The sequence below is a fragment of the Pseudomonas profundi genome (assembly GCF_008638305.1).
GTDB lineage: Bacteria > Pseudomonadota > Gammaproteobacteria > Pseudomonadales > Pseudomonadaceae > Halopseudomonas > Halopseudomonas profundi.
This window is the reverse complement of the sequence record NZ_VTPZ01000006.1, coordinates 266,985-278,124: the sequence shown is the minus strand read 5'-3', so window position 1 is coordinate 278,124 and position 11,140 is coordinate 266,985. Positions and strand designations below refer to the sequence as shown.

Sequence of the window (11,140 nt, the reverse complement as noted above, 5' to 3'; positions counted from 1 at the left end):
TCTCAAGAGTTGAGGCCTCCACGAAACCCGGTGTGATTCATTCGCCAAAAAACCACCGAGCATGGTCGCTATCCTCGTAGCCCTCGGGCGGCGTGTAAACGGTCATGATCTCGTCCTTGCGCAGCACGCGGCCTCGATCTCTGCATCGATGTCAACACTGCCACGCGCATGGGTGAATAGATGCACCGCACCGCCACCGATAATGAAGACATTGAGCTAGCCTGGTGGGTTGCCGTCCAGTAGCGGCAAGGCCTGGGCGAACAGATTACCAATGGCCCGGCCCAGCGGCGTAGCTAAACGGACAGGGTCTGCGGCCCCCTCATTGGCAGTCTCGAGTAGTGTCATCTTCACTTCCACTCAGCTCATCTGGTAGTTCGATGCTGCATAGTGGAAACCTCATTCATGGCACAATGGATTCGTTTAGGCCGGGCTTCACCCGTGGCCCATTCGCCGCTTGCTCATCTTCAAGGACAAATTTCTAAGAGTCTTCGTAGCTGCGGCTGCTCGCCCATTCCAAGTCATACTGCACTTCAAGGTGAAAAGCCTCATAGAGTCGCCAGGCCTTCTGGCTGGCGTGCTCCAAGGCCTTCTCCACCCCGGCTTCTGTGAGGGCTGGGAGCTGCTCACGAAGCGACGCGAGCTTCACATAGACGGCATAAGCTGCATCGCGACTCTGGGCGGCATTCCCTTCGGCAATTTTTCTGTTCAATCCAGCCATCAACTGTTCTATCTCAGTCGTCTTAACGTCAGTCATAAGCTACGCGCCTCTGTTTGGGTAAATGGGAGTGGCTGTCGATCCGGTTGGCCAGGCTTTCAATGCCAGGATTCGGCGCGGACCGTTGAGTACGATGAGGCCAGCGACCGTACCAATCACCAAATCTGGATAGGAAGAAGCCAAGTGATTCTAGCTTGGTCGCGATCTGGTCAACCGAACCGTCATGCAAAGCGCGCACCTGTCAGCTGCTTAGATCAAAGGCCAACGAATTGAGCTCAGGAAAGCCATTCAGCGCGAGCCGAATCATTCGTTCTTCTGAAGAGCAACCCATTTTGGGCACTGCTGATCCATGCTCCTTCATTCAAAGGCGCGGTTGCCGCTTCAGTGGTTGCCGACACGGGGCCACAGCCACTGGGTTTCTCACAGGAATTCATGATCAGCTTCTCCTATAGAACTTGATCCTGCCGATTAAAAACCATGTAGCAGGCATAGGGTCAAGCCTGGATATACTGGCTTTTTACCAAGGGACAGACTATTCGCATCGGCCAACTTGCACATCAGGCGGGGGTGGACATTCAGACGATTCGTTTTTATGAACGTCAGGGACTGCTTCCACCGCCTAATCGCGAAGACACTGGCTATCGAACCTATAAAGCAGACCATGCGGACAAACTGCTGGCCTGCTGGGGGGCGACAAACCTCTTTTATGATTTCGGCTTCAAGTCATTTTTCGCGTCGCCTGAATCCATAGCGCTTGACCCTATAGCTGCTATAGGGTGTTCACTTAGGCAATCTGCTGCGTAAGTGAGATCCAGATGAATACCGCTCTCCGCATTGCCATCGATGAGGCCTTTTTCCAAGCTAGGAAAGCACTCAGTGAAAAGGCGCCAACCGAGGCTTTCTCTTGGCTGGAGCGAGCCCACATATTGAGCCAGCGAATGGCTATTCTTCATGCTCAGAGCCATTGGCTGATGCTAAGGGCTGGCTGGCAGTTGCGCGACTTTCGAGAGGTGCCCAGCCAAGTTCCGCGAATCATAGCGGCCCTGCTGTTCTCTAAGATCTGGGTGCCGCTCGGAAACAGCGGGCGCGCCAGGGTCAGTGCTTTTGCTCCGATGCCCATCTCACCGGAGCTGCAGCGACTTCTTCAAGGAGAAACGCGATGAGCTCGTCTCCTAGAAGGTCACTTCTCGCTGCTCCCTGGTTCTGGTGGATGCTATCGCTGGCCATTGCCTCGGCCGACCTAGCGATGAAAAGCGCAGTTACGGGTTCGCTCCCGGTCGGCACCGTGATTCCTTTCACCCCGTTCTTCAATCTGGTTCATTTCTGGAATACCGGTGCAGCGTTCAGCTTCCTGGCTGACGCGGGCGGTTGGCAGCGTTACTTCTTCATCGTCATAGCTTTGGTCATTTCAATCGTGCTGGCTCTGGTATTGCGTAAGCCCAGAGTCAAGAGTGAAGCGCTAGGCTATAGCCTTATCTTGGGCGGGGCAGTTGGGAATCTGATCGATCGCGCATTTCGAGGCCATGTAATCGACTACCTGGATTTTTACTGGCAGTCCTGGCATTGGCCTGCGTTTAACCTGGCGGATATTGGTATCGTCGTCGGCGCCGCCATGTTGATCCTGGGCAGTTTGCTGAGCCCAAAGGCGGAAGCCGGCCGAGTCAAAGAATGAAAGGCTGACCCTCAACAGTTACGGTGCGCTGGGCAGGCAATCCCGCAAGGACCAGGCGACCCGCATGTTAACCATCGCTGTCCGGGAGAAGGCGTTGCCGGCGCCTTGATGAGCGTTGCAGCCCGTTTTCTGGCTCGCTCGCTCCAATACGAGATTCCCCAACAAGATTTATCGATTATCTGGGACAGGATGCCGACACTTCCCCGAAGCCACTTCATCATGCGGAATGTGCGAATTACAATGTAAGTTTGCCGTTTAACGAAGCGAGTCTCGCCCATCTCTAGACATGAACTCTGGCATGGCCTTGAGCTGCCAAGAGCAACCACGGCAATCGGGATACTCTGAATAAGCTGTTCACAGTCATTCCCCAGTTGCGTCACTTCCAAAGTGCGTTCTGACTTATTGTCGGCTGGTATCGTCCAGATTCAGCGCAACAGGCATGTCAGTCGGTGCCAGGCAGACGCCCTCGTCACTGCAGGCCTGCGCCCGTACAATCATTTCGAGCCTGCCTACCTTTTCCAGCACGGCAATCTGTTTTCCGTCGGGCCGCAGCCGAATACTCGCACCATCGTCATACACCTCAAGGGCGGTGTCACCCAGCACAATGTCACTGACCCGGCCGCGCGGGTACTGCGTCGGGATTTCAAGCGCTTGGCCGTTGACTGAAGAATTGACGACAGTGGGAATCAGGAACTCCATAGAGGCCGGATTGGCATTCACGTGCCAGCCCGGTTCAATGTTCAATGTCAGAACGAATTCACCAGGCTTTCCCGCCAATGCTGCGTCGCCTTTCGCAAGAGTGAGGCGTACCTTATCAGCGGAATTCGCCAATCCTGTTCGGGCCGAAACCGGGACTTCAAGAGCGGCTCGTTCAGTCTGGACAGCGTCGGGGTTGTTTCCGTTGGTGTCGATCAACATGAACGCAGCGATCGCGAGGAGAAAAGCCACTACACCAGCCAGCAATCCTTTATGTCGAATCACCATGATTCATCTCCAGTATCTAAGGTTGTAGGTTTTCGGTACGACTGATAGCTTCGACCAAGCTGTCGGCGTCAAAAAGCCCCGTGAAACGGGCGATAACGGTGCCGTCACCGTCAATAACCACTGCGAAGGGTAAGGCCTGCCCACCGGTCGCAGTTAATAGCGCATCTTTTTCGGGGTTGCTCGCTGTCACGTCCACTTGTATAGGCACCATCTTGGTGCGCCGCACGGCTTTGGCCACGGAGGGCTCTTGGTAGACCGTGCGCTCAAGTATCTTACAGTTGATGCACCAGTCGGCGGTGAACTCCAGCAAATAGGGTGTGCCCCGGGCTTTTGTCTCCGTCAGTAACTTTGCGGAGTAGGGTTGCCAGACGAGTTCGTCTCCGTTGCTGTCCAGCGGGGATGCAAATCCCATAGTCATCGCAAGGGCAAGGCCTGCCGCCGTTGTGGTGATCACACGCACGGTACCATTACCCTGGACGAAACGGCGAGCACCCCAGGCCAGCACCAGTGCCAGCCAAGACCACCATAGCCAGGGATAAACCGCTTTGGGCATCAGGCTCGCGCTGAAGAAGACGGCTGCGGCCAGCAAGACCAGCGCGAGCCCTTCTCGAATGGCCAGAGTCCAGGGCCCCGCCTTGGGCAACCGGCTCAGCCACTTGGGTTTGAGGATCAGTGCCGCGTAGGGCAGCGACAACCCCAGCCCGATACTGCCGAATATCCCCATAGTTACCGGCGCCGGCTGGGTAACGGCAAAGGCTAGGACTCCACCCAGGAAAGGACCAGCACAAGGTGCAGCCAAAACCGCACTCAATAACCCCGATAAGAATGCTTCAGAGTAACGCCGGCCATGGGCCGAGGCGGCGAACGACGGGATCGGAATGGGCAAATCCAGCCACGTGACCACCGCAAACCCGACCAGCAAGGCAACAAGGATACCAACGAACACCGCGGACTGAAACAAAGTGCCCCAGCTCCACTGAAGAAATGCGGTCAATCCGCCCAGCGTCAAGAAAAACGCGAGTGTTCCTGCGGTGAACGCCAATGCGGCCAGCACGCGGTGCGATCGTTGGCTGCCCGCCTCTCGTAAGATAGTCCGGACCTTAATAGGAATCGCGGGCAAAACGCAGGGCGTCAGGTTGAGCAGCAAACCTGCCACTGTCGCCATTAAGAGCTGGCTGGCGATGAGTAAAGAGGGAATGTGATCGATCATTCAGCTATTCCAGCCCTTCCCACGATTCCCGACTGAAACGTCCGGTCTGACCCCGCCATTGGCCGCTTGCATCCTTAAACAGAAGGTTGTTTGAGTGCTCATATCTCTTCTCCATATAGACGCCGCCAACATTAACAGGAGCGAGAGCCACAGCAACGCATCGCTTTCCCGGCTTGTGAGCTTTTTTCTTGATAGCCAATTGCCACATGTAGACAAATCCCTTCCTCCTCATCCGATTTAAAATCTGCTCGCTGTCATGTACCCAAGCGATGATACTGCCGAATTCGACGAAGCAGGAGCAAGCCGAGTCCGAGTGCGATCACGCCAAGGACAGGCCAATCCCGCCAGCGCACATAAGGGGTTGCGCCAGTTCTGGGGGTCACTTCGGCACTGAGGGTGGCTACGCGGAATTGAGGAGCGCGTGTAAGAACCTTTCCCTCGTAGCTGACAGCTGCTGTGATACCCGTGTTCGTGGCTCGCAGTAGGTCACGTCCGGTTTCGATGGCACGCATGCGGACCATCTGAAAGTGCTGGAAAGGGCCGAGCGAGCTGCCGAACCAGGCATCGTTACTGACATTCACCAGCAACTGCGCTTCGGGCAGAAACTCCGTGACTTCAGCACCAAAGACCGCCTCGTAGCAGATGAGTGCCCCTACAGGCACCCCTGCTGCCTTCAGGACGTGCGCTTCCCGTCCCGGTGTGAAATCGGACATGGGCGCCCCGAGCACGTCGAGGGACGAACCCAAAAACTCCCGAAACGGAACATACTCACCGAAGGGCACCAGGTGACGTTTGTAGTAGAAGCCTGAGGGATCGGAGAGGCTTGTCACCGCGTTGTAGGTGCGACCGTCCTCCTCGCGTATCGGGACGCCAATCATCAACGAGGTGCCGGCCTGATCGGCTAACGCCTTAAGCTCAGCAAGATATTCTCTAGCCTCGTCATGCCACATCGGGATTGCCGTTTCTGGCCAAATCACAATGTCGGCCCCGAGATGCTGCTTCGTAAGCGCCTGATAACGGTCCAGCGTGATTCCCCGTGAATCCGGGTCCCATTTTCTGTCTTGCGCGATGTTTCCTTGCAAGAGGGCAATATTGATAGGATCAGCGGCTGGCTGCGTCCACTCATGATCCAGGAGCTGCAAGCTGGCAAGAGTAGCGGTTAACACGGCACCGGCTACCGCTGCACGGCGCAGGCTTGGATTTAAAACAACCCAAGCCAGGCCGCCAGCGAGCAAGGCCACCAGAAAACTCACGCCAAGCACACCAAAGACAGGCGCGATAGTGGCGAGTGTGGTGTCGGTCTGGCTGTAGCCGACAAAGAGCCAGGGAAAGCCGGTTAAGAACCAGGTGCGCATCCATTCACTCAACACCCATGTCGCTGGTAGCCCTAGCCAGAGGGCCGTCGCATCCATCTCAGGGTGCAGGCGGCGTACGAGGTACGCGACGCCCCATGGAAAGAGGGCAAGCAGCGAGACAAAGGCCGCTGTAGCTAACATCCCCACCACGGGGCCATTGCCGTACTGGCTGATGCTGACGAAGACCCAGGAGACACCTACACCGAAGTAACCAAGGCCAAAGAAGTAAGCCGACCATAACGCCTGACGCTTTGAAGGTTGCGCGGTCAGGACAAACAATGCGGCCAGAGCGACCACCGCAAGCCATGCCCAACCAAAAGGGGCAAAGGCAAGCGGCATGGCGCCTCCGGCAAGCAAAGCCATCACCCTCGTTACAAGAGTCTTGTAGCGCATTCCCGTGGATAGGTCGAAGAGTAGCGCGCACTTATCACCCAATGCTCTCGCCTCCGAAATCAAGATCAATCCTGTGGCTCATGCTTTCTTGCTCCGCTCAATTCAATCCCATCACCCCATTCCTCGGGCTCACCAGGGTGGCAAAGTGAATGTTTCTGGACTCGACTCGGTGCGCCGCAAGCTGGGAGCTGCTGCTTCGTATTCAGCCAGCAAGACAATGGCGGCGTGGATGGGATAGGTTCATTCCGTTCCTTGTCTTCCCGCCTGCCATACGAAAGGTATTCTGGTTGGCGCTACGTAATATCACTGCCAACTGGGGTAGTGCGGCGCATGACTGGAAACCGCTATGACTCAGTTCGTGATCCTGTACGAAGATCGTTTCACCAAGCCAACCTGGTAAGTGAGGGCCTACCTGATGGCAGGCCATTAACAGCCCGAACACAAAAAATCTGACAGTCCCACTGAGGTGACCAAGTGGTTCAAGGCTTACATGGTCTGCTTTTCCTTCCGAAGCCGTGGAATGACATCTATCACCCGTATAAGCAGTAGGCTGCGATCAGCCCTGTCAGGAGGTCTCCCGCGGTGTCCTCTAAGGCTGTCGACTGGAAGAAAAGTACGACACTGGGCAACTCGGAAAGCATGTCAGATTGCCCATGGTGCCACCGAGGATAAGACGGTATGCAATGAATTCTCTTTTATGACGATTTTTAAAAAAGTAGCGCTGCCAGCCCCCACCATGCGCAAAAAGACTGAATGCGGCACGGGTGCTCCATAGATGCACCCAGTTAAAGAGCAGGATCACTTAAACAGATTCGCCCTAGACCATTGATTGCTGCACCAGCCACTTTACAGCCTGATCAGACGCTGCCAGCAGGCTTGATATGGGCAACAGGGCATACGGCGAGAGTTTTGCCAATGATGGGCATTACTTCAACGCCAGAATGCGCCTGGCACCGTTAAGTACAATGACCCCCGAGACTGTGCCGATAATCAGATCCGGATAATTGGATCCTGTCCAGGCAACCAAAGCTCCGGCAATGATAACCCCCAGGTTGATCACTACGTCATTGGCCGAGAATATCCAGCTTGCCTTCATGTGCGCCCCGCCCTCACGGTGCTTGGATATGAGCAGCAAACAACTGGTATTGGCAATCAATGCGACAAATGCGATAGCCATCATCACCAGCGATTCAGGCTCACTACCGAATACAAAGCGTCTCACCACCTCCACAAGTACGCCTATAGCCAGAATTAGCTGCAGCCAGCCTGCTAGATGCGCGGCGCGTACCTGCATTTTTACGCTATGCCCGACCGCATAAAGGGCAAGGCCATAGACGGCTGCATCTGCAAAATTGTCCAGGGATTCTCCAATCAGCCCGGTGGACTGGGCGATTAGACCGGCAGTCATTTCCACCCCGAACAGAAGTGCATTGATGCCGAGCAACCAACGCAGGGTCCTGGATTCTTGCTTAGCAGAAGCTGGCGAGAACTCAGCGGCCTTGATGGTCTCCGGATTTGCAGCGACGGTTTCCTGAAGCGAGGCTCCTAGCCTCAAGGTCTTCAGTTTCGAGGTGATGGGCTCGACTTCGCCGTCATGCACGACCTTGAGCCGGCGGTTCGACAAGTCGAAGGACAGCGCCCGAATTTCCTCAAAGCCGTCCAGGGCCAGGCGAATCATTCGCTCTTCTGATGGGCAGTCCATCTTCGGCACGGCATAAACGCTGACCCAGTTCCCTGACGCTTCGGAGGAGGCATGCATATTGCTATCCACTGCGGACGTTGCGTCACCGTCACAGGCGCTACCACAGGATTTTCTCATGCTACTATTCCACTTGACAAATGTTGTGGTACCATTTAAAACCATAAAGCCACTACAAGGTCAACAGGGGAGAAGGCTGATGCGTATTGGTCAGTTGGCGCAGCTGGTAGGGGTCGAAACGCAGACGATCCGCTTCTATGAACAGCAGGGCTTGTTGCCGCCGCCTGATCGGCAGAACAACGGTTATCGTGTCTATACCGAGAAGCATAGTGAGCGGCTTGCCTTCATCCGTCGCTGCAGAATCCTAGACCTGTCACTGGCTGAGATTCACGAACTACAGAGCTATCAAGACGAGCCTCATCAGCCTTGCACCGCCGTCAACGCCTTGCTCGATGATCACATCTCTCAAGTGCGGTCACAGATAACCGGTCTGCAAGCGCTTGAGAAACAACTCGTTTCATTAAGAGCGAGCTGCAACGATGATCGGGAAATTGAGGTTTGTGGGGTTCTTGCTGGAATTAGCGAAGGAAGTGTGCATCAGCAGGAGGTTGGAGCACTAACCAGATAATCCGATAAAATATCGGCTTGCTTCACTCTCTCTCTCATGCAAAGGTAAGATCAACCATTTAATCCGCGTACCCGGAAGAGCAAGTACTCTCTAACTCTCCCCCAGCCACAGCGGGCGGTGGTCCACCGTTGAACTGATATGGCCGTTGCAAGTTGTACCCTGGCATCAGAAACCGACTGATATCCTGCTGTGCCCGCGATGCACTCATGTAGCCCACGGTCAGCCCCATTCTGCTTCCAGACTGCGAAACAGCCGCTCCATTGGCGCATTGTCATGGCATAGGTACCCTGGTCCGAATGAACAGCACGTCCTGGGGTCGGTCACGCTGTTCGTACGTAAGCGTCCGGTGATCCCGTCTTGAGCTGAGCACTGGGGCCGTCAGGATAGTGTCCACTTATTTTCTAGTGGACACTTAATATGAGCACTGTAAGCGTAACCAAGCCTTGTCAAAAACGTCGTCGCCATTCCCGGGAATTCAAGGCCAGCATCGTCACCACTTGCAATGAACCGGGAGCCTCCGTCTCACGCGTTGCGCTGGATAACGGCCTCCACGCCAATCTGGTGCGACGCTGGATCAGTGAGTCACGCCGAACCGATAATGCGCTCACGTCGATTCCAGCGTTCCTTCCGGTTAACCTGCCAGCTCCGTCTACCGTTGCTGTCGTTTTCAGAAGACGACCGCACCATCTGACTGGATGTAACGCCTGGTGTGCATACGGCTCCTGACAGCCCAATATCAGGAGTCGTCTGCACCAATCTCGACTATGCTCAATACTCGTGTGCACCAAAGCGAGGTTTGGGCATGACATCAGACACTCCACCGATTGCCGCGCAAGGCGTGGCCACCCTGCCCGACGAGGCATGGGCGCAAGCCCGGCACCGGACGGAAATCATCGGGCCACTGGCAGCGCTTGAGGTGGTCGGGCATGAAGCCGCCGATGAGGCAGCCCAAGCGCTGGGCCTGTCCCGGCGACAGGTATATGTCCTGATCCGTCGCGCCCGGCAGGGTACTGGCCTGGTAACAGACCTGACGCCCGGCCGATCCGGCGGCGGCAAAGGCAAGGGGCGCTTGCCGGAACCGGTCGAGCGCATCATCCGCGAGCTGCTGCAAAAGCGCTTCCTGACCAAGCAGAAACGCAGCCTGGCGGCGTTCCACCGCGAAGTCGCGCAGGCGTGCAAAACCCAGAAGCTGCCGGTGCCGGCGCGCAACACCGTGGCCCAGCGGATTGCCGGACTACACCCGGCGAAAATAGCCCGCAGCCGGGGCGGGCAGGACGCTGCCCGTCCCTTGCAAGGCGCGGGTGGCATTCCGCCCGAAGTCACCATGCCGCTGGAACAGGTGCAGATCGACCACACCGTCATCGACCTGATCGTGGTCGACGAGCGCGACCGGCAACCGATTGGCCGCCCATATTTGACCCTCGCCATCGACGTGTTCACGCGCTGCGTACTCGGCATGGTGGTCACGCTGGAAGCGCCGTCCGCCGTCTCGGTCGGCCTATGCCTCGCGCATGCCGCCTGCGACAAGCGGCCCTGGCTGGAAGGGCTGAATGTGGAAATGGACTGGCCGATGAGCGGCAAGCCCAGGCTGCTCTATCTGGACAACGCGGCCGAGTTCAAAAGCGAAGCGCTGCGCCGTGGCTGCGAACAGCATGGCATCCGGCTGGACTATCGCCCACCAGGCCAGCCGCACTACGGCGGCATCGTGGAACGGATCATCGGCACGGCGATGCAGATGATCCACGACGAATTACCGGGGACGACCTTCTCCAATCCCGGCCAGCGCGGCGAGTACGATTCCGAGAAGATGGCCACCCTGACGCTGCGCGAGCTGGAGCGCTGGCTCGCGTTGGCGGTAGGCACCTATCACGGCTCCGTGCACAACGGCCTGCTCCAGCCGCCGGCCGCGCGCTGGGCCGAGGCCGTGGAGCGCGTTGGCGTCCCGGCCGTCGTTACCCGCCCCACCGCGTTTTTGGTCGATTTCCTGCCGGTGATCCGCCGCACCCTGACCCGCACCGGCTTTGTCATCGACCACATCCACTACTACGCCGACGCCCTCAAGCCGTGGATTGCCCGGCGCGAGCGCTTGCCCGCCTTCCTGATCCGGCGCGATCCGCGCGACATCAGCCGCATCTGGGTACTGGAACCGGAAGGTCAGCACTATCTGGAGATCCACTACCGCACCTTGTCCCATCCGGCCGTCACCCTCTGGGAACAACGCCAGGCGCTGGCCAAATTGCGTCAGCTCGGGCGCGAGCAGGTGGACGAGTCGGCGCTGTTCCGCATGATCGGGCAGATGCGCGAGATCGTGACCACCGCCCAGAAGGCCACGCGCAAGGCGCGGCGCGACGCTGATCGCCGCCAGCACCTCAAGACGTCGGAGCCACCGGCCAAGCCCATACCGCCGGATGTGGACATGGCTGACCCGCAGGCAGACAACCTGCCGCCGGCCAAACCGTTCGATCAGATCGAGGAGTGGTAGCC

The 11,140-nt window shown here is 57.1% G+C and carries 11 protein-coding genes and 4 pseudogenes; 7 read left to right on the top strand and 8 right to left on the bottom strand.

Annotation, left to right across the window (positions count from 1 at the left end; genetic code table 11):
- Window positions 1-216: 216 nt before the first annotated feature.
- On the bottom strand, window positions 217-345 hold the full coding sequence (locus FZE95_RS19915; RefSeq protein WP_259364921.1) for a hypothetical protein: 129 nt from the start codon (window positions 343-345) through the stop codon (window positions 217-219).
- Window positions 346-478: 133 nt separating this feature from the next.
- Complete coding sequence (locus tag FZE95_RS10745; RefSeq protein ID WP_036991844.1) at window positions 479-754, bottom strand: hypothetical protein; 276 nt, start codon at window positions 752-754, stop codon at window positions 479-481.
- 495 nt (window positions 755-1,249) lie between these two features.
- On the opposite strand from FZE95_RS10745, the pseudogene FZE95_RS10740 reads away from it, so the two are divergent.
- From FZE95_RS10740 to lspA, 3 genes and pseudogenes are all read left to right on the top strand, one after another.
- Window positions 1,250-1,390 (top strand): annotated as a pseudogene (locus FZE95_RS10740) (MerR family DNA-binding transcriptional regulator); the annotation flags it as partial.
- A 140-nt stretch (window positions 1,391-1,530) separates the two neighbouring features.
- A complete protein-coding gene (locus FZE95_RS10735) occupies window positions 1,531-1,878 on the top strand; it encodes a DUF3703 domain-containing protein (RefSeq protein ID WP_036991842.1) in 348 nt (115 codons plus the stop codon).
- Window positions 1,875-2,387: a signal peptidase II gene (gene lspA / locus FZE95_RS10730; protein WP_150300848.1), complete on the top strand. Its 513-nt coding sequence runs from the start codon at window positions 1,875-1,877 to the stop codon at window positions 2,385-2,387. The genes FZE95_RS10735 and lspA overlap by 4 nt, the downstream gene beginning before the upstream one ends.
- A 399-nt stretch (window positions 2,388-2,786) precedes the next feature.
- Here the strand turns inward: lspA and FZE95_RS10720 are convergent, their stop codons facing one another.
- The 3 genes from FZE95_RS10720 to lnt all read right to left on the bottom strand — a co-directional run bounded on the left by FZE95_RS10720 (window position 2,787) and on the right by lnt (window position 6,275).
- Window positions 2,787-3,371, bottom strand: coding sequence for a protein-disulfide reductase DsbD domain-containing protein (locus FZE95_RS10720; protein ID WP_036991839.1), 585 nt, complete (start codon window positions 3,369-3,371; stop codon window positions 2,787-2,789).
- A gap of 16 nt (window positions 3,372-3,387) precedes the next feature.
- On the bottom strand, window positions 3,388-4,581 hold the full coding sequence (locus tag FZE95_RS10715) for a protein-disulfide reductase DsbD family protein (RefSeq protein WP_220469429.1): 1,194 nt from the start codon (window positions 4,579-4,581) through the stop codon (window positions 3,388-3,390).
- Window positions 4,582-4,835: 254 nt separating this feature from the next.
- On the bottom strand, window positions 4,836-6,275 hold the full coding sequence (gene lnt / locus FZE95_RS10710) for an apolipoprotein N-acyltransferase (protein WP_036992120.1): 1,440 nt from the start codon (window positions 6,273-6,275) through the stop codon (window positions 4,836-4,838).
- 272 nt (window positions 6,276-6,547) lie between these two features.
- Between lnt and FZE95_RS10705 the strand changes: the two are divergent.
- Window positions 6,548-6,729: pseudogene (locus FZE95_RS10705) on the top strand (IS256 family transposase); the annotation flags it as partial.
- 243 nt (window positions 6,730-6,972) lie between these two features.
- Here FZE95_RS10705 and FZE95_RS10700 read toward each other — a convergent pair.
- Together FZE95_RS10700 and FZE95_RS10695 are read right to left on the bottom strand one after the other, a co-directional pair.
- Window positions 6,973-7,245: pseudogene (locus tag FZE95_RS10700) on the bottom strand (signal peptidase II); the annotation flags it as partial.
- Window positions 7,246-7,254: 9 nt separating this feature from the next.
- Window positions 7,255-8,148 (bottom strand): cation transporter, encoded by an 894-nt coding sequence (locus tag FZE95_RS10695; RefSeq protein ID WP_036991838.1) that lies wholly within the window; start codon window positions 8,146-8,148, stop codon window positions 7,255-7,257.
- Window positions 8,149-8,227: 79 nt separating this feature from the next.
- Here FZE95_RS10695 and cadR point away from each other — a divergent pair, with 79 nt between their 5' ends.
- Entirely contained in the window at window positions 8,228-8,656 is a 429-nt protein-coding gene (cadR, locus tag FZE95_RS10690; RefSeq protein WP_036991837.1) for a Cd(II)/Pb(II)-responsive transcriptional regulator, read from the top strand.
- Between the two features lie 58 nt (window positions 8,657-8,714).
- Here cadR and FZE95_RS19755 read toward each other — a convergent pair.
- A pseudogene (locus FZE95_RS19755) lies at window positions 8,715-8,935 on the bottom strand (IS3 family transposase); the annotation flags it as partial.
- A 138-nt stretch (window positions 8,936-9,073) separates the two neighbouring features.
- On the opposite strand from FZE95_RS19755, the gene tnpA reads away from it, so the two are divergent.
- Together tnpA and FZE95_RS10680 are read left to right on the top strand one after the other, a co-directional pair.
- Window positions 9,074-9,382 carry an IS66-like element accessory protein TnpA gene (gene tnpA / locus FZE95_RS20075; protein WP_090275499.1) on the top strand — a complete coding sequence of 103 codons (309 nt, stop codon included), beginning with the start codon at window positions 9,074-9,076 and terminating at the stop codon, window positions 9,380-9,382.
- A 76-nt stretch (window positions 9,383-9,458) separates the two neighbouring features.
- Window positions 9,459-11,138: a Mu transposase C-terminal domain-containing protein gene (locus FZE95_RS10680; protein ID WP_003465068.1), complete on the top strand. Its 1,680-nt coding sequence runs from the start codon at window positions 9,459-9,461 to the stop codon at window positions 11,136-11,138.
- The last annotated feature ends 2 nt before the right edge of the window (window positions 11,139-11,140 follow it).